The sequence below is a fragment of the Psychrobacter halotolerans genome (assembly GCF_039680845.1).
GTDB lineage: Bacteria > Pseudomonadota > Gammaproteobacteria > Pseudomonadales > Moraxellaceae > Psychrobacter.
This window is the reverse complement of record NZ_JBDKWD010000002.1, coordinates 404,292-423,877: the sequence shown is the minus strand read 5'-3', so window position 1 is coordinate 423,877 and position 19,586 is coordinate 404,292. Positions and strand designations below refer to the sequence as shown.

Here is a 19,586-nt window from a genome sequence, read left to right as displayed (position 1 = left end):
CCGCCCTTAGCCTTCTGGACCAGACTTGATACCCGCCTGCGCCATCAAACCATCCGGACTAAATACGCCTTCATAAACAAAAGCGGTTGGCCCCGTCATCATGACCGCATAGCCTGGCTGCCATTTAATAATCATGCTACCGCCATAAAGCTGCGCGCGTATGTCCTCACCCTCATCGAGCCAGCCTTCTCGTATGCCGACGGCGACGGCGGCACAAGCGCCGGTACCGCAAGCTTGGGTCTCACCAACACCGCGCTCATAAACACGCAAGCGAATATGGCGCTGGTTCATGACTTGCATAAACCCAACATTGACCCGAGCCGGAAACGCAGGATGCGACTCGATGGCTTTGCCCAATTGTTCGACATCTGCCTCCAATACATCGTCAACTTTGATGACCGCATGCGGATTGCCCATATTGGCAACGTACAATTGCACGGGCGTACCGTTGACATCTAAGTGATAGGCGTTTTGAATCTTGGTCGTGGCTCGCGGCGTAAATGGAATCTCGTTTGGCTCAAACTTTGGCTTACCCATATCCACTTCAACCCAGCCATAACGATCAGTGGTCAGTGAAATCACACCGCTTGCGGTTTCGACACGGAGGCGCTGCTTGAACGACAATTTACGTGCCTGCACAAAACGGGCAAAACAACGCGCGCCATTACCGCACTGCTCAACCTCTGTGCCATCCGTATTGAAAATACGATAACTAAAATCAACGTCAGGGCGCATTGGTGGTTCAACCACCAGCAGTTGATCAAAGCCAATGCCCAAATGACGATCTCCTAATAATTCTACCAACTCCTTGGTTAGCTCTAAGCGTTGCGTCACCAAGTCAATGACCATAAAATCATTGCCCAAACCATGCATCTTAGTAAATTCTATTAGCATACCCTTGATATCCTATCCTATTTTTATGTATGTCTTATATTAGCACGCTGTCAGATACAATCATAATGGTCACTGCTATCAAATACCTTGTAGTATGAGCCACCACGTTCTGCAAAATCTGCAAAAATTATCAGTTGGCATGGTCATTAACACTGGCACCAATGATGCGATTTTATGACCTTGCTGATGCTGGTTTTCTTAGGATTTGGTGTTGATTGATCAAATTACCTCGCCCAGACGCACCCACTCTCACCATAAAAAAACCCATTGTCATGATGACAATGGGCAATTACTAACCATCAAATACGTTGACGATTTTAACGCGGTGGTTTGGAGGTCTCTTTAGTCCTGCCACAACACTTCATTTTCATACAACGATTCGATGGTTTCGCGCTTACGAATCAGTTGATGACTCTCATCTGACACCATCACTTCACAGGCACGTGGACGCGAGTTGTAATTGCTACTCATGACAAATCCGTAAGCGCCCGCGCCTGTAATTGCTAGTGTGTCGCCTTGATTTAAAGACAACAAACGGTCTTTTGCCAAAAAGTCACCCGTCTCACAAATCGCGCCGACGATATCCCATGCTTTTGTGCCGTCGGTATCGATACCAGCGTTTGGCAACACGCTAGGGATGACCGCCATTTCTGCTTGATATAAAGCCGGGCGAATCAAGTCATTCATGGCAGCATCGACGATGGCAAAATTTTTGTGTGCCGTCGGTTTTAATACATCCACTTGCGTCAGCAAAATACCCGCATTGGCCACAATACTACGACCCGGCTCAAAGAACACGGTCAAGCCAAGCTTGCTGAGGGTGGGCAACAACGCCGCGGCAAACGTCTCGATCGACACAGGCGTCTCATCGATATAACGCACGCCCACGCCGCCGCCCAAATCGATATGACGCAGCTGAATGCCTTTGTCGCGTAGACCTTGTATTAATTCAACGACTTTGTCCAATGCCGCAACAAAGGGCGCAACCTCTGTCAACTGTGAACCAATATGACAATCAATGCCAACGATCTCGATATGAGATAATGCGGCCGCTTGCTCATAGACGGCAATCGCCTCTTCATGCGTGATGCCAAACTTATTATCTTTTAAGCCCGTCGAGATGTAGGGATGGGTCTTGGCATCGACATTTGGGTTGACGCGTAATGAGATGGGTGCAGACTTATCAAGCGTCTTTGCCACCTCGTTGATCAATGCCAGCTCACTGATAGATTCCACGTTAAAGCAGCCGATGCCTTGGGTGAGCGCATACTCAATATCGCGATAGGTTTTGCCAACGCCTGAAAATACGACGCGTGATCCTTCAACACCAACGGCTAAGACTCGCATCAGCTCACCGCGTGAGACGATATCAAACCCTGCTCCAGCTTGCGCCAATACGCTAAGCACGGCCAAATTTGAATTGGCCTTGACGGCATAACATATCTGGTGATCCAAACTGGCAAAACTATCGGTATAAGATCGATACTCCTCCAATATTGCTTGTTTTGAGTAGACATAGCATGGCGTACCATATTGCTTGGTCAACGACTCAATACTGACCTGCTCCATATACAGCGCATCCCCTTGATAATGCAAGGCGGACAAGTGGGTCGTTAAGGCTTTGGGATCGACGTACAATCCTTGCTCAGTTTGAGTGGTGACGGATTCGCCAGTTTGTAACTCAGAATGACTCATAAAAACATCTCTAATTTAATCAGGACACAAAGGTTGTAAGCGTAAAGTTAGTAAGCGTAAAGGTTGACAGCGTGAAATTTAAAAGTATGTAGCAAATAAAGCGTGGGAGAGCATCGTTATGCTAATGACCATTAATAGTCGTTGGGATCATCACTGGGTTTTGGCAGCGCCATGTCAGGTGTCTGTTGGCGGTTATCCTCATCAATCCCAGCAAAAGCGGCATCTTGCGGATGACTGGTGCTCTCTAACATCTCGGTACTGCTTTGACCTGTTTGGCTATTAGACTCCTCCAGATACAAAGCGCCCTTTTGACCACAGCCCGTCATCCCTAGCATCACGGCCCCACTGATAAGTAGCGTAGAGACGACTCGGCGACTGGCGCTAGAGGTATTGGCGACAGTAATACAATCGAGTTTTGAAGCGCGCTGGATAGTAAGCATAAAGTGGGTAACCTATGATCTGACAACGAAGGCAGTGTAAGAGAACGTATAATGTAGAGGCTTTGAATAATAGCATTATTACATAAAGCGGTGCGCATACTGAATACGACAGGGTAATAAATTTAGCAAAGACACATAATAACCATCAACTACGGCCATCGATTATAGCCATCAATTATACCCATCGGTTAAGTAGCTGATTTGGGCAGCACACTCAAATAACGTTTTTAAAGTGATTAGATAACACTCATTAAACAAGATGGATTAGATAAAAGTAATTTGATAGAAATGGTTCGATAAAAACAATAATATTTAACATGATTGAGCCGCCATTCTCGCCGGTAATATTCGTTTATATTTGTTTAGAAAAATTTTCTTACAATTTTTATTGGCGGTATTTTTGTGCCAAATTGCCTGATAATCCCTAGGAACAATCGGTGTACAATTGTATTCAATGTATAGCACGCTTGCCTGTTAATCCTTATGGTTATCGTGGTATGGTCATAAAAATGTGTTACATTATGCTCAGCCTTGTGTCTATTACGATAGAAGGATGGTGGAAGCTAGTATGCCCTTTCGCCCGCACTAATCGGTAGTGCCCTGTCAGACCAAGCGCCACCAAAATCAGCAATATACTTTGCTCCATGTATATCAGCAGGGATGTGGCTGGTTTTTGTTTATTTAACCGGTATTCATCGCGGATGAAACCATTTATAAAATATAATCTAAGGATAGAGTATGAGCGCCAGCCCAACCACCACTTTTGATGACAAAAATACAGAAACATCGTCCCTTACCAACCCTACCTTAGTGCTCAACTGTGGTTCTTCTTCCATTAAATACGCGCTGATTAGCGATGACAATGCGACTCGTATCACAGGTCTGGCCGAAAACTTAGGACTCGATACTGCCCGTATCAAACACACCACCTTAAATGGCGAAAAGCTTGAGATTTCTATCTCAGGTGGCCGTCATGAGTTGGCGTTACAAAAGATTCTTGAGCTGCTAGAGCAGTATCAATTTATCGCCGTTGGTCATCGTGTGGTTCATGGCGGCCGTGAATACTCAGAAGCGGTACGGGTCGACGATCATGTGCTTGACGAAGTTAAGCGTCTAAAAGTACTGGCACCGCTGCATAACCCTGCAAATGCCTTGGGTATCGAGGCGGTTAAAGCCATTTATCCTGATATCCCGCAAGTGGTCGTTTTTGATACCGCCTTTCACCAAACCATGCCGCCTGTGGCTTTTCGCTATGCCATACCCAAAGACCTATACGAAGAACATAAAATCCGTCGTTACGGCTTTCATGGCACGTCACACGCTTACGTTTCAGAGCGCGCCAGTGAAATCACAGAGGCGAGCGCTACTCATGGCTGGCTAACCGCGCATTTGGGTAATGGCTGTTCAGCGGCTGCGGTCTACGATGGCAAGAGTCTCGACACCAGCATGGGTTTGACGCCACTAGAAGGCCTGATGATGGGTACACGCAGCGGCGATGTTGATCCAAGCTTACATATCCATCTCAAGCGCCAACTTGGTATGAGCTTAGAAGATATCGATACCATGCTCAACAAAGAAAGCGGCTTACTGGGTATTTCAGGGTTATCAAATGACTTGCGTACCATCGAACAAGCAGCGAGCGAAGGTCATCAAGAGGCGAAGCTTGCCATTGAGATGTTCTGTTACCGCGTGGGTAAGTACCTTGCCAGCTTGAGCTGTGCGCTACCTGAATTGACAGGTATTATCTTTACGGGCGGTATTGGTGAAAACTCTGTCAGCACACGCGCCCGCATTTTGGATGTGATGCGTCATTTTGGCATCAAAGTAGACGCGGACAAAAACGCAAAACTGGTTGGCGGTAATGAAGGCAGCTTCCATAACAGTGACAGTAGCCTTGAGCTGTGGGTCATCCCAACCGATGAAGAAGGCCGCATTGCTCAAGAAACGCGTGAGGCATTGAATCTGGTTTAAGCGCAACTGGCTTTAGGGGTTGTTAAAGCGTTGAAGCCCCGCACTTCTTATTAGCAAATAACTTGTCTGCAAATAAGCAAAGGATAAGAAGTGCACCGCGTTACTCATTGTTTTACTCATTTCAGCAAGGATGAAATGAGCCTTAAAAATATAATAAACCGTAGGATACATTATGCAAACCATTTTACTTGTTCCCATTAGCCGTGGCATCGGTGTTACCTCAGCGGCGCTCGGACTGATTCGTGCTTTTGATTATAATGGTATCAAAGCAGGCTTTATGAAGCCGTTTTTGCAAGATGACACATTGGATAAACAGCGCAGCTTAGACAGCTCTAGCGCCTTGACCATGCACGCGTTTGGTTTAAACCCACCAAAATCCATCAGCCGTCAACACGTCGAGCGTATGATTGGTGATGGCAATCTTGACGACTTGATGGAAGAAGTGGTCGTCAATTATCACACCATCGGTGACGATCATGACGTGGTTATCTGTGAAGGTCTGGTGCCAACTACCGAAACCTCTTACGCGTCGCAAATCAACCGCGCCATTGCTCATGCACTAGATGCCAAAATCATCTTTGTCAGCACTGCGGATACTCGCAAACCTGCCTATCTAGCGGATAAGCTCGACGTCCACGCGCGTGAGTTCGGTGGTATCTCAAGCTCTCGTACGCTGGGTGTGATTTTGATGCGGGTACAAGATGTGCCCAATACGTTTGAGACACAGCCTGTAGCACCGGGTGAAGCAGTCGTCCACCTAGACGACACCTTTATGCAAGAAGTGAAACGTTTGTCACCGCATTTTGATACGGATGCCTTTCGTCTGATCGGCGTGGTGCCGTTTAGCGACTCCTTATCCGTGCCTCGCACTTGGGATATCGCCACTGAGCTGGACGCCAAATGGCTAAACGTGGGAGAAGCAAAAACTCGCCGCATCAATCATATTAGTCTAACGGCGCGAGCTGTGGCACGGGTCGATGAAGTGTTCAAACGTGGCACACTGATTGTGGTGCCGGGCGACCGTGACGATTTGCTACTGGCGGCAGGATTGGCCTGTATCAATGGCATTCCGCTTGCTGGTTTGGTCTTGACGGGCGGCGTTGAGCCAAATGAAACGGTTGCTGAGCTGTGGCAGTCCGCTCTCAAAACAGGTATCCCTGTGATGAGCGTCGAAAGTGACAGCTATGAGACTGTACAGAGCTTGGTACACATGAGCTCTGAGATTCCAAGCGATGATACAGAGCGCGCTGAAGAAGTGGCGCGTTATGTGGCAGCTCACTTAAACTTGGAATGGATTAAAGACTATTTTAGCCGCGATTATGAGCGTCGTTTGTCGCCATCAGCCTTTCGTCATCAAGTGGTCAAAAAAGCGCAGAACGCCAAAAAACGCATCGTGTTGCCAGAAGGTTCTGAACCTCGTACAGTCGAAGCGGCTTGTATCTGTCAAAGCCGTGGTATCGCCAATTGCGTGCTACTGGCTAAGCGTAGCGAAGTTGAGCAGGTCGCCAAAAACCGTGACCTCATTATTCCAGACGGTTTAGAGATTATCGATCCTGATGATCTCGACATGAGCAAATATATCGCCGCCGTAGTGGCACGACGTAACGGCAAAACCAGCGAAGATGTCGCGGCTGAATACCTAAAAGACACGGTGTATCTCGGCACCACCATGCTACAGATGGACGAGGTCGATGGTCTGGTTTCTGGTGCGATTCATACCACTGCCAACACCGTACGCCCAGCGTTCCAGTTGATTAAAACCGCGCCGCAGTACTCTCTGGTTTCATCCGTCTTCTTTATGCTATTGCCTGAGCAAGTGGTCGTCTACGGTGACTGTGCCATCAATCCTGATCCAACAGCAGAAGAGTTGGCTGAGATTGCTATTCAATCAGCACAATCTGCGGCCGCCTTCGGTATCGATCCAAAAGTTGCCATGATCAGCTACTCTACTGGCTCATCAGGTGCAGGTGCAGATGTCGAAAAAGTCACGCGTGCGACCCAAATCGTTCGCGAGCGCGCACCAGACCTAAAAGTCGATGGCCCGCTACAGTATGATGCCGCCTCAGTCATGAGCGTTGGTAAGCAAAAAGCGCCAGACTCGCCAGTTGCAGGACAAGCCAACGTCTTTATCTTCCCAGACCTCAACACGGGCAACACCACTTATAAAGCGGTACAACGCAGTGCCAATGTCGTCAGTGTCGGGCCGATGCTACAGGGCTTGAACAAGCCTGTGAACGATTTGTCACGCGGTGCCTTGGTCGATGACATTATTTATACCATCGCGCTTACTGCCATTCAGGCATATAGCGATGCGATCTAATTGCTGTCTGGTTAATTATAAATAAGAGTGATGCATAGAGTAACGCTGTTCTACTGAGATGAATTTTTCTCGCTGGCTGTTCGCAAGCGTGACAGAGGCTTTGAAAAATCCATCTCCGTGACGTCGTGTCACTTTTAAGCTTGTAATGATGGTTAAAATTATATTTCACATTACCGACTGTCACCCTGATGGTCGGTTTTTTATTGGCAAATATAGTCGAGCTACTTTAAAACCACCATCGTGCGACTGCTAGGGATTTTTTGCCGCCTCTGTTTAGAAGCCAGCAAGGAAAATTCATAACAGTCGCACATAACTATTAACGCATCGATTTTATACTGAACGTCGTAGAAACAAGCAGCTAATAAAAACATGATTAATGACAGCTGATCACTCACCCTCTACAATAGCGCTTCTCTCTTGCGCTTTTTTCCTTCTTTATGCCAAATACTGCTGATACGTTCTCTAAAAAAACCCCTAGACCCGCCATTCGCGCTTATCTTGGCGGCTCCTTTGATCCGGTGCATAAAGGTCATGTGCAAATGGCGATGATCGTTTATCAGCATTTATTGCCCATAGCAGAGGAGGAGCAGCGCGACCTGCATGTGTCACTATTACCAAACGCACGTTCGCCTTTTAAAACCCACAGTACCGATCCGGCACATCGATTGGCAATGCTCAAGCTGGCAACACAAGAGACACCGATTCAAATCAATGAGCTTGAACTCTGGCAAGCGCCGCCTGTCTATACCATCGACAGTGTGCGCACACTGCGCCAGCGCTATCCCAACGACAGCCTGATATTTATCATGGGAATGGACAGCGCCCGTAGTTTAGATCAATGGAAAGAAGGACTGCGGCTGACGGATTCTGTCAATCTTTGGATTTTTAGTCGTGTGGGTATGTCTGACATGCAAGGCGGCCCTGATGAAACGAACAATGGCCTGACTGCTAACAATGTCATCGCGCAAGAAACAATGGCGCTACCCGACCCGCTCAAATCCCTTATTATTGGTGACCCCACTGAGTTGATCATATCGTCTACGCAAAACCTGACGGCCAGCAATCACTTGAAAAATGTTCATCAAGGCCATATTTATATAGACTCACGCTCGGTGGTCGCGGTATCGAGTACGCAGATACGTGAGCAGCTACAGTCGATGGGTAGACAAGCAGATATAATATCTCACGCCGACACGCAAATTACCGCTGCTATGCCAATAAATGCTATCATGAGCCATACTATTCCCAATCCATTCGCTAAATGGCTAAATCCTGCTGTTTATCACTATATTATCGCCCATCAGCTATATTCTGGGGCTTAATTCCGTTAAAATCGCCTTATCCTTGTTATTTTGCCTTTTTGTCTTTATACGTGACTGGCGATATCCAATCAGTTGGACAAACTCATTAAAGCTTTACCTTTTTATTTTATATATTGACGATTCAAGAGATTAAAATTTATGATCAACACCATGACTGAAGAACGCTTAACCGTGTGCTTAAACCTTGTCCAAAGCGCGCTAGACGATATGAAAGCGAAGAACATCACTGTATTGAATGTGGAAGAATTGACGGACGTTACCGAACGCATCGTCATCGCGGATGGTACCTCAAAACGCCATGTACGCGCGATGGCTGACACCGTTGGCGCAGAAGCCAAGCAAGGCGGCTTTATGCCACTTGGCCGTGAAGGCGGTATCGACTCTGACTGGACATTGATTGATTTGGGCGCGGTTGTCGTGCATATGATGACGCCACAAGCCCGTGAGTTCTATGACTTAGAAGGCCTATGGTCATCACCTGAGCAGTTGGCTGAGCTGGTTGCTACGCCGCGTGAAAAGAAAACCGCCGGTCGTCGCAACAAGTAAGTTTGACTGTTAAGCGCTGTTTATAGAAAAGACCAGAAATTTATTCTGGTCTTTTTTTTGTTCTGATATTTGGGCGTACTTGTCATGATAAACAACTACGATGCGCTGTAATCTGTGAATTTTTGAATATAAGCTTAAATGAATGGGCTTATAAAAGTTGTATAACAGGATAAAAAGTCGCTTTTTTCCAATTATTCTTATCTATTGGAAAATATACTTAATGACAGTTATTTATCCATTAGGAACGATTATGAAAAGAGCAAATTACTACAATATCGAGCCTGAGCTAGTTAACTACTTGGTGGATCAAGAAGCACTGATCAAAAAAAAGGTAGAGGCGAGCTTTGGGTTAACAATTTGGGAACTGGTGAAGTTAAGAGTGTCACAGTTGAATAAATGTGCTTATTGCTTGGCTATGCATAGTGCGCAAGCCCTGGAATACGGCGAAACCATGAACCGAATTATTGCCCTTAGTGCATGGCAAGATGTGCCTCTTTATAATGATAAAGAACGTACAGCATTAGCACTTTGTGAAAAATTAACACTATCACAAAGCATTGATGATGACTTTTATCTCGCTCTTACTGAGGTGTTTGATCAGCACAGTTTAGTAACGCTAACCGTGGCCATCAATGCCATAAATAGTTGGAATCGTATAGTCAAAATGTTTAAACCTGCAGTCGAGTTTAATGAACAATAACCTATTACTTGAGCTTTATAGTCCAACAGGCGATATTGCTCATTATATCCAAGCAATTTGGTTTGCTAGCGCTCCGTTTTCAGGGGAGAGCTGGCTTCCCTGTGACGGTGCGAATGGTGTTATATTTCTAATTTCTGGTCAGCTTGAATTATCAGGAATAAGATTGCAGCCGCCCTACTTTATGCAAACTATATCAACACAATCAAAAAAAGTAACGTTTACAAGTGGCACCGTTTTTTGCGGGATCAGATTTAAGCCTGCAGGTCTTGCACATCTACAAAAGATTAAACACGCCCTAGTTGCTCCTGCAACCCTTACAAAAATCGCGCAAGGACTTGATCAAGACGCTAATTTAGATTCGTTTATTGACTTGCTGTCAACGTATCTCAATGCGCCAAAAACCCCTCACCATACTATTGAGCAAACACAACAGTTCATTCATAAAATAATTAACCTTACCCCACTCAATACAGCCTACGACAATAGTCCTAAAGGTAAACGTCAGTTAGAGCGTTACGTAAAAGACACCTGTGGAATCACTGCAAAACACCTTGCCCGCATTTACAGAGTCAGACAAGCCAGACAACTCATAAAAGATAACCCACAGTTGAGTTTGGCGCAACTAGCGCTTGAGTGCGGGTTTACTGATCAATCTCATTTAAACAACGAGTTCAACACCATTTTACAAATAACCCCTGCTAAATATAAAAAGCTCATTCATAAATGAGAGACTGCGTTTTTTATCAATCATCCTATCTATATACTCGGTATAAAAAAGCTGAAAGCTGCTAATGATTGCGCTAAGATGATAGCAATCATCCAATCGTATTTGCTAAAAAATGATCAGCCATTAGGGAACGCAATGCACACAGAATCAGCCGACACCAGCGCACAAAAACAGACCAACTCCGACTTTAACACGACTCTGCCGCTCCATATTGCCAATCTAGTATGCGTACGCGCGGGCAAAGCCATGCCGTTCTCCCGTGAGCAAATGAGTGCGATTGATAAAGCACCTATCAAAGCGCCCGTCGCCGTCAACTTTATGGGCTTGAGCACGGATGAGCAAGCTGATCGTAAGCACCACGGCGGCCCCTTAAAAGCGGTGCACCAATTACCAACCGCAACGTACGACAAGATTAACGCAGAGTTTGGGCTAAAAGTGCGTGTCGGTACATTGGGCGAAAATCTCACGACTGAAGCTGTCGATGGTTTACCTGAGATGGATGAGTCTACTGTCTGTATTGGCGATGTTTATCAGTATGGCGACGACAAAATAAACGGTGAGGATAGCGTGCAACTGCGTATCGTCCAACCGCGCCGCCCGTGCTACAAAATCAATGATCAAATTGGCCAATTTACCAAGGTGCCTAATATCGCGGCGTGGGTCAGCAAGCAAGGCATCGCTGGTTGGTACTTTGAAGTCGTACGCGATGGACTAATCAATGCTGATCTACCTGTCTATTTAATCGACCGCCCCTATCCGTTCGCCACGCTTGAGACACTCTGGCAATTAGCGAATAGCAAAGAGAAGTTCGACGCAAATGTCATTGAGCCATGGCTTGAGATTGAGTGTTTAGAGGACAGTTGGAAAAAGGTGTTGGCTAAGAAGGTTGTGAAGGATTAGATATGTTTTATGAATCTAATTTCATCATCAGGGATGATTTAAACTAAGATGCCATTTTCATGTATAAAAGACAGCATAGAAATTTTTAGTTTTTCTTTTTCTACAGATGAATGGACTGATTTAAAGAAAAACTATCATCAAATAGAAATATGTATGTCTTGTTGCGGCGCTAAAGCGTTACCTAAAACCAGTCAGTATGGGACACAGTTCTTTGCTCATAAAAAACGTGGTGAATGTCCTATCACTGATGAATCTAATGAGCATATGTACGCTAAGTACTTATGTGCCCGAGCAGCCTTAGAAATTGGCTGGCAAGTTGAATTTGAAAGGCGTTCAGACGATAAGAAACCGAATGTCTGGATTTCTGATTTAATAATTTACAATGATAAGGTTGCCATACCTGTAGAAATACAATGGTCATCCCAAACATTCAGTCGAACTAGAGAAAGGCAGGCAAAGTATAATTCAAGAGTATTCCAATCTTTACCTATAAGAACGTTATGGCTTCAAAACGTTGGAAAAAGAAAGCTAAAAAGTTTAGAGTTTCATCAGAAAAGATGGTTACCTCTTTTTGATCTGCAGCTTATGGACTCAAATACTCTACAGGGTAGAGGAACAAAAGAGTTCATAGTTTCAGGTATAAAACCTTTATCCATGTTATTGAATCCTAGAACCATAATTTGGCAACACCTCAAAAGTTCAAACTCTAAAACTGATGACTCACTTAAGTTTGAGTTAACAGTTTTTATCAAACATTTGTTATCTGGTGATATTCAGTGGTTTCCAAGTAAAAAACTTCCTATACATGCCTATCCTGATATTAGTTCTACTAAGTGTCCAACATGTAGAAAAATGACTAGCTTGATTCAAGGTATAGATTTTTACTTGCCTGAAGCTCATAATTCATCTTATTACTTATTGAATAGTTTACCTTTATCAAAAATTACTAACTTCGAGTACCAGAGTATTTTAGAACAATTAAATAGTAATAAATGGCAGACTAAGTTTGGTCATGGTGAAATACTTTTATCAACTGACAATAGTTATTTATCAAACCATTGTCGTTATTGTGCATCTGAAATAAGCCCATACATTAGTGAGAAACTAGCTTCTTCAAGACGTAAACATAGTTTCGAAAAAAACTTCTATATCGAGCTTTATAAAGAGGACAGATTGCTTAATTACGTTATCAGAGACTCATTGAGGTTAGTTCACGGATGGTATTTCATAAAATAGTGTAATCAAAATTAATTGAGTAACTACTCATTGATACAATGTCCGTAACTATAAGTCAATATTGATTATTACACCCTCCCAAACCGAGCATTTCATGGTAAAAAACATCTTCTTAGCACTTGGCTTAACCTTGCCTTTGATTGGCTGCGTGACCACAGCGCCGCACGTAGCAACCACCAAAAACTACAGCGTCGACAGCGACACCTATCAATCGACTGGCAAAAGCCAGCGCATCAAAACCATCGTCTTGCATTACACCGTCTCAGACAATGAGCGCTCAATCAAAACCTTGACCACGGGCAATGTGAGCGCGCACTATCTGGTCTTGGACAAAGACGACGATAAAATTTATAACCTTGTGCCAGAATCTGAACGCGCATGGCATGCAGGCGATGGCGGATTTTCAGGTAGAACCATCCTCAACGATACCTCTATCGGTATCGAAATCGTCAACGCAGGGATTAAGCCTGAATATCGAGACGCCCTTAAAAATGGCGAACTCGATTATCATCCATACGACCATTATATCGAATTTGATGAATTGCAGATTAAGAAAGTCGCAGAGCTGGTACAAGATATCGCCACGCGTTATGACATCGCGCCAAAAAACATCATCGGTCACTCGGATATGGCACCCTCGCGCAAGATAGACCCTGGTGCAAAATTCCCTTGGGAGCGACTGTATAAGGAATACGGGATCGGCGCTTGGTATGATGAGGCAGACAAGCAAGAAATCATGAGTCGACGTACCTTGGTCGCGCCAAGCGTGCATGAAATCAAGCAAGCCTTTCGCAAATATGGTTATCAAATCAACGATAGCGATGAGTGGGACAAACCCAGCCGTGATGTCATTTATGCGTTTCAATTGCATTTCAGACCACAACAGCCAACGGGTATGATGGACGCAGAAACCTACGCGATATTGCAGGCGCTCAATCAGAAATATGCGGGTCGAGATGATTTTTATTAACCTATACAAAGTATTAGGAGACATAAACCATGAGCAATTCTCAAAAAGATGAGCAAGACGAGCTACAAAAATACCTAGAAGAAAAAGCCAAGCAAGCATAGGAACAGCAAGAGAAAAAAGCATCGCAACCGCTCTCTGCCTATGATGCCTGTGTACTCAAAGAAAGTGCTAAGATTCATGAATTGGTGGCTAAGGCGCAAAGCAAGACTCTGGATAGCTCGATAGACGAATAGACATCTACCCGTCAACACCTTCTACCATTAGCATAATAATTGGCATCCTTATTTATATTGTGTTCTATGCTTTAGTTGATATAGTGAATCCACTATAAATTAGCTACAGCACTACTGAGATAAATTTTGCGTAACCTCTGTCTGCGAAGGCACAGCAAGCAAGAAAAATTTTTTCCAGTAGTGCGTGATAATAGGTGCGCCTTTTTTATTTAGGACTAATTATAAAAAGTTGCTTGCACCTCATCTCCTTCAGTCACCTCATACTTTACGCAAAAGTGTCTATATCAAAGCAAAACGATAGATTCTCAACATAGGATTGTTGTCTGGGCTACTTATTACGATGGGCTAATGATAAAATTATTGCTTCTGCATTACTAATGCAGACTCTAATAATAGTAAAAAAGGAATACTCATGTATCAAGCCTTTCAAAAACATCTACAGCAAGAAATCAGCGATATCCGCGAAGCAGGATTGTATAAAAACGAGCGTATTATCACCTCGCCGCAAAATGCCCTCATTAAGATCACCGATGGCCGTGAGATGCTTAACTTCTGTGCCAATAACTACCTTGGATTGTCTGACCATCCTGAGATTAAAAAAGCGGCTACCCAAGCCATTGAAAACTCAGGTTATGGCATGTCATCGGTACGTTTTATTTGTGGTACGCAGGATTTGCATAAGCAATTAGAGGCGGCGATCTCTCAATTTTTTAATACCGAAGATACGATTCTGTATGCAGCCTGTTTCGATGCCAATGGCGGTGCCTTTGAGCCACTTCTGACCAGCGAAGACGCCATTATTTCTGATTCGTTAAACCATGCCTCTATCATCGATGGTGTGCGCTTGTGTAAAGCCGCACGTTATCGCTATGCCAATGCGGATATGCAAGATTTAGAGACTCAGCTGCAAGCCGCGCAAGCACAGCGTTTTCGTTTGATTGTGACCGATGGTGTGTTTTCAATGGATGGTAACGTGGCGCCGATGGATGAGATTTATGCGTTGGCACAAAAATATGATGCCATGGTGATGATTGATGAGTCGCATTCAGCAGGCGTCGTCGGTCACACGGGTGGCGGCGTGACTGAATTGTTTAATCTACGCGGTGATATTGAGCTGATCACGGGTACTTTGGGCAAGGCGTTTGGCGGTGCGATTGGCGGCTTTACGACAGGTAAAAAAGAAATCATTGAGATGCTGCGTCAACGCTCACGTCCGTATCTGTTTTCAAACTCCATTCCGCCTATGGTGGCTGCCGCTGGGGTAAAAGCGTTTGAGATGCTGTCGCAAGACAATACGCTACAAGACAAACTGCATGAAAATACCGCCTATTTTGTGAAGCAAATGCAAGATGCAGGCTTCGATATCAAGCCCACCGAATCAGCCATTTGTGCAGTGATGCTCTATGACGCCAATGTCTCGCAACAAATGGCAGATGCACTGCTTGAAGAAGGCATTTATGTGATTGGCTTCTTCTACCCTGTCGTACCCAAAGACGAGGCTCGCATTCGTGTCCAGCTCTCTGCTGCCCATACGCGCGAGCAGCTCGACCAGTGTATCGCCGCCTTTATCAAAGTCGCCAAGCAAATGAAAGTGATTGATTAAGACGTGTTTGATACACGCTAAGAGTCGTTCGGTATTTATTTTTTAGACACAGCTAAATAAGAGAACAATATGAAAGCACTGGTGAAAGCCCATGACAAAAAAGGTATCTGGATGCAAGACATGCCAGAACCGACGGTCGGCATCAATGACGTAAAAATTAAAATTAAAAAAACCGCCATTTGTGGGACAGATTTGCACATTTATAAGTGGGATGAGTGGTCACAAAACACCATCAAGACGCCGATGATTATCGGACATGAATACGTCGGTGTCATTAGTGAAATGGGCGATGGCGTCAAGCATCTTGAAGTGGGTGACCGAGTCACAGGCGAAGGCCATATCGCTTGCGGACATTGCCGTAACTGCCGCCGTGGTAAGCTACATGTGTGCGAAAACACCATCGGCGTGGGCGTTGACCGCGATGGCGCGTTTGCCGAATATTTGGTGATACCTGCCGATAATGTCATCAAACTCGATGAGCGTATCAGCGATGAGATGGCAGCCATTATGGACCCCTTTGGCAACGCCACTCATACCGCCTTATCCTTTCCGGTACTTGGCGAGGATGTGCTGATTACGGGTGCAGGGCTGATTGGCTCAATGGCAACCGCGATTTGCCGATTTGCCGGGGCGCGTAATATTGTGGTCAGCGATATCAGTGATTATCGTCTGGAGCTTGCCAAAAAAATGGGCGCGACGATGACCATCAACCCAGCTAAAGGGGAAACTATCGAAGGCGCTATCGATCAGTTAAAAATGCACGGCTTTGACATTGGGCTTGAGATGTCAGGCTCGCCTCAGGCCTTTGATTCCATGATTAGCAACATGTATAACGGCTCTAAAATTGCGCTCTTGGGTATTTTGCCTAACACCACCACGGTGGATTGGAGCAAGATTATCTTCAAGGCGTTAACCCTAAAAGGTATTTATGGGCGTGAGATGTGGGAGACATGGTATCAGATGGAGCAAATGCTGATTAGCGGTATTGATCTGTCGCCTATCATTACCCATCGCATGCACATCGATGACTTTCAAGAAGGCTTCGACATCATGGAAAGTGGACAATGCGGTAAGGTGATTTTAAGCTGGGATTGATTTTGATGATTCAGCATTTCAGGAGTCGTGGTTAGCTTTTACGTTGTCACGACTTATAAAACGGCGCTGGTTTCAGTGCCGTTTTTTTTAGTTATTAAAAAGTGATAAGATTTATGAGTTGATTGCTGAGGCTCAGGAGGGCGAATAGTTTAAAAATACTTAAATGAAAACAACAAATCGCTATTGGTCAAATGTTTGCTATTATACAATAACTCTATTTATCTAAGCTAACTTCGAACAATAAAGCAAGGAGTTTTTCTAAGTGCAAAAAACAATAAAATATTTTATGTGGGGATATCAAGAGCATTTTAGATTTTCACTAAAATATGATACAGAAAAAGTCTTAGAGAAAATTGGCTTGTATGGCGTAGATTTTGAGGTACTTCTTGTTGGTGTGCCTTCATCAGATTTTGAGAGTATTTATCCAATCTGTATAGAGCCAGAAGATGGGAAATGGGACTTAAAGATTTTTGGTAGTTTAATAGAAGATATTAAAAAGGAAATAGAAAATCATCCATTAAAAAACATGTTCTATTCTAATGATAAACAGGCAATGAAAGACAAGCCAGAAAATATAAGAAAGGACTCTGTTTCAATAGCTGTGAAAAAATCTTTATTGCAGTATGATGAAGATAATGATTTAGAGTCGTATGTTGGATTGAGTACTTTGGTTGAAGGTTATTATGTAGTTCCAATCATACAGATTCCCAAAGAGGTTTTCCAAAAATATCCTAAGTTAGACAAAAAAACTTTTCGAGATAGGAATTTACCTCAAGGCTCTTTAAGTCTTATTGAGGCAGTTTTAAAAACATTGTTAGGAAATGCCAGCAAATTATTGAAGACAGAAAATCCGGGGCGAGGACGCAGTGGTATTGAGGTTAGAGAAGTAGTACGAAGTGCTGCCGACAACTTTATGTATACGCCATCGATAGCGATTTATGAAAAATATGCTTTTACTAACCTTTTTGAAACACTTAATTTAATCTCTTCACTATTTTATGAGGGAGTGCATAGCTTAGGTAAAATGATTATCAGCAGCCCTGAGCATGCTTCGATAATACTTTCTTTAGAATTTCAAGACCCAGTACCTATAAGTAAAACACGTTGGGTACGAAAAGTTTTGGAAATGTCGTCAGAAAAATTCTCTTTAATAGCTGATAACGAATTTATTTATGGTTTAGGAAATTTAGCAGCTGATTACGACTTCTCTGACCAAAATATATTCATTGTTGAATTTCTAGATCACTATTACTGGCAGATTTCTTGTGGTGATATGATTTTATTACAAAGTCATTATAACGAGCCTCGCCTTTATGCTGATACTGGCCAAGAGGAATTACTTCTTGATAACTTGAATAGACTTTATCCCTATACAACTCATAATGAAAAACAGAATATTTTAAATTTGGTACTCATACTCACTAATTTAAATCGTGGCAGTATGCTAGTAATTTCTGAGGATGCTGAAACCGAAGTGAAGAGACTAGCTAAGCTGGGAACGCCTATTAAACCTGTATTGTTAACTCCTGATCTTTTAGAGCAAGTGAGCGGGATAGATGGTACGGTTATGATCGATCCTAAAGGGGTGTGTTTCGGTATTGGTATAATTTTAGATGGAGATGCAATGCCAGAGTGTACACCGTCAAGAGGATCAAGGTATAACTCTGGCGTACGTTATGTCTATCCAACTGAAAATAAAAAGCGCTTAGCAGTTATTGTATCTGATGATAAAACGGTAGATATCGTTCCAAGGCTTAGACCAATGATAAGTCTCAGTGCAATTGAGCATAATATTAGTCTCTTAGAAAATGCCACATTAGAAAATTATCACCAACCTAGGAATTGGATTGATGATAATCGGTTTTATTTCAATGAAAAACAATGTGTTAGAGTGAATGACGCGTTGGGTAGAATAGAGAGCTCAAAATCTGAAGTCGGACAAATACGTTTCATAACTCAAAGATTAAGTCCAAATAAAGATATGAATAGTAGTTACTTGATAGAATAGCTTATTTCTTGTTCCAAGTAATTTTTCCAGATGTTTTGCGGCCACTCACATTATAGTAATTCCCAGAGGCTGAGTTATTTTCAGCACTTATGTTTAAATCAACAAAGCCTATATGTGTTCTTAAACTTGTATCATCTAAACTATTTGGTTTATTTTCATAATTATAAACTAGCTTATAACCACGAATATCGTCATAAGTAATTGCAGCCAAAATGCTTTCTGAACTAGACTGTTCTGTAGTTAAAACTATTCTTATTTTGTCCCAGCTTTGAGTAATTTGAACGTTTCCATGCCAATTAAAATTCTCATGATCACTTTTACCATAACATGACCAAGCGCCTGATATATTTGGAAGCTTTAACAATTTTGAGATTGGTTTCAGCTTCCAAACCCAATTATTAAAAGAATAATAAATAATATAGAACAATATTATAGTTAATATAACTGTAGAAATTAACGTAGGAACACTCTCAAACCATGTTAAATATCTAATGAGTTGTGAAACAATAAGTGCTGTCAAAATAGTGGATAAAGAGTATAAGGTTTTTCCAACTTTGGATCTATTCATTCCATTTTGAACAGTGTATTCATGACCTTTAATAGACACTTATCCTCCAGTCTAGTTATTACGAATGTTTAAGCACATCCATTGCAGATTAGATTATTTTTACTCTATCTTCATATTAAATTATGATAAAACATAACCCATCACTTAGATTTTGCCATACCGACAGTGAGTTATGCTATCACTAATTTGACCTACCAACTTTTCAAGCTGTAAATTTGAACCACTGTAGATATCTACAAAAACAAAATGCTGCCGCTAGCCCTGATTGCAGCGGATATACTTGGTTGGTCACTGGGCTGCGGTGGCTTGGCTAGAGGTGGTCGCTCGAATGTTGGAACGCCTCTAGCCTTAGCCACCG

Annotated in this window: 16 protein-coding genes; 12 read left to right on the top strand and 4 right to left on the bottom strand. The window is 43.4% G+C overall.

The window, feature by feature from the left end:
• Nucleotides 1–6 precede the first annotated feature (6 nt).
• From dapF to lptM, 3 genes are all read right to left on the bottom strand, one after another.
• The gene (gene dapF / locus AAJP47_RS05465; protein WP_346716889.1) at nt 7–894 is read right to left on the bottom strand and encodes a diaminopimelate epimerase; all 888 of its coding nucleotides are present in this window, start codon (nt 892–894) and stop codon (nt 7–9) included.
• A 342-nt stretch (nt 895–1,236) separates the two neighbouring features.
• Nucleotides 1,237–2,463, bottom strand: coding sequence for a diaminopimelate decarboxylase (lysA, locus tag AAJP47_RS05460; RefSeq protein ID WP_346717108.1), 1,227 nt, complete (start codon nt 2,461–2,463; stop codon nt 1,237–1,239).
• A 257-nt stretch (nt 2,464–2,720) separates the two neighbouring features.
• Nucleotides 2,721–3,029 (bottom strand): LPS translocon maturation chaperone LptM, encoded by a 309-nt coding sequence (gene lptM / locus AAJP47_RS05455; RefSeq protein ID WP_346716888.1) that lies wholly within the window; start codon nt 3,027–3,029, stop codon nt 2,721–2,723.
• A 738-nt stretch (nt 3,030–3,767) separates the two neighbouring features.
• Between lptM and AAJP47_RS05450 the strand changes: the two genes are divergently transcribed.
• From AAJP47_RS05450 to AAJP47_RS05395, 12 genes are all read left to right on the top strand, one after another.
• Nucleotides 3,768–5,000, top strand: coding sequence for an acetate/propionate family kinase (locus AAJP47_RS05450; RefSeq protein ID WP_346716887.1), 1,233 nt, complete (start codon nt 3,768–3,770; stop codon nt 4,998–5,000).
• A gap of 172 nt (nt 5,001–5,172) precedes the next feature.
• Nucleotides 5,173–7,320, top strand: a complete 2,148-nt coding sequence (pta, locus tag AAJP47_RS05445; protein WP_346716886.1) for a phosphate acetyltransferase — start codon at nt 5,173–5,175, stop codon at nt 7,318–7,320.
• Nucleotides 7,321–7,757: 437 nt separating this feature from the next.
• On the top strand, nt 7,758–8,642 hold the full coding sequence (locus tag AAJP47_RS05440; protein WP_346716885.1) for a nicotinate-nicotinamide nucleotide adenylyltransferase: 885 nt from the start codon (nt 7,758–7,760) through the stop codon (nt 8,640–8,642).
• 138 nt (nt 8,643–8,780) lie between these two features.
• On the top strand, nt 8,781–9,188 hold the full coding sequence (rsfS, locus tag AAJP47_RS05435) for a ribosome silencing factor (RefSeq protein WP_346716884.1): 408 nt from the start codon (nt 8,781–8,783) through the stop codon (nt 9,186–9,188).
• Nucleotides 9,189–9,438: 250 nt separating this feature from the next.
• Nucleotides 9,439–9,888 (top strand): carboxymuconolactone decarboxylase family protein, encoded by a 450-nt coding sequence (locus tag AAJP47_RS05430; RefSeq protein WP_346716883.1) that lies wholly within the window; start codon nt 9,439–9,441, stop codon nt 9,886–9,888.
• Nucleotides 9,878–10,615, top strand: a complete 738-nt coding sequence (locus AAJP47_RS05425; RefSeq protein ID WP_346716882.1) for a helix-turn-helix domain-containing protein — start codon at nt 9,878–9,880, stop codon at nt 10,613–10,615. The genes AAJP47_RS05430 and AAJP47_RS05425 overlap by 11 nt, the downstream gene beginning before the upstream one ends.
• A gap of 135 nt (nt 10,616–10,750) precedes the next feature.
• Nucleotides 10,751–11,515, top strand: a complete 765-nt coding sequence (locus AAJP47_RS05420) for an MOSC domain-containing protein (protein WP_346716881.1) — start codon at nt 10,751–10,753, stop codon at nt 11,513–11,515.
• A gap of 48 nt (nt 11,516–11,563) precedes the next feature.
• The gene (locus AAJP47_RS05415) at nt 11,564–12,751 is read left to right on the top strand and encodes a competence protein CoiA family protein (protein ID WP_346716880.1); all 1,188 of its coding nucleotides are present in this window, start codon (nt 11,564–11,566) and stop codon (nt 12,749–12,751) included.
• A gap of 94 nt (nt 12,752–12,845) precedes the next feature.
• Nucleotides 12,846–13,721 carry an N-acetylmuramoyl-L-alanine amidase gene (locus AAJP47_RS05410; RefSeq protein WP_346716879.1) on the top strand — a complete coding sequence of 292 codons (876 nt, stop codon included), beginning with the start codon at nt 12,846–12,848 and terminating at the stop codon, nt 13,719–13,721.
• A 645-nt stretch (nt 13,722–14,366) separates the two neighbouring features.
• On the top strand, nt 14,367–15,557 hold the full coding sequence (gene kbl / locus AAJP47_RS05405; RefSeq protein ID WP_346716878.1) for a glycine C-acetyltransferase: 1,191 nt from the start codon (nt 14,367–14,369) through the stop codon (nt 15,555–15,557).
• A gap of 69 nt (nt 15,558–15,626) precedes the next feature.
• Nucleotides 15,627–16,652 carry an L-threonine 3-dehydrogenase gene (gene tdh / locus AAJP47_RS05400; RefSeq protein WP_346716877.1) on the top strand — a complete coding sequence of 342 codons (1,026 nt, stop codon included), beginning with the start codon at nt 15,627–15,629 and terminating at the stop codon, nt 16,650–16,652.
• Nucleotides 16,653–16,914: 262 nt separating this feature from the next.
• Nucleotides 16,915–18,660 carry an anti-phage protein gene (locus AAJP47_RS05395; protein ID WP_346716876.1) on the top strand — a complete coding sequence of 582 codons (1,746 nt, stop codon included), beginning with the start codon at nt 16,915–16,917 and terminating at the stop codon, nt 18,658–18,660.
• A gap of 1 nt (nt 18,661) precedes the next feature.
• Here the strand turns inward: AAJP47_RS05395 and AAJP47_RS05390 are convergent, their stop codons facing one another.
• Complete coding sequence (locus tag AAJP47_RS05390) at nt 18,662–19,267, bottom strand: Cap15 family cyclic dinucleotide receptor domain-containing protein (protein ID WP_346716875.1); 606 nt, start codon at nt 19,265–19,267, stop codon at nt 18,662–18,664.
• Nucleotides 19,268–19,586: the final 319 nt, after the last annotated feature.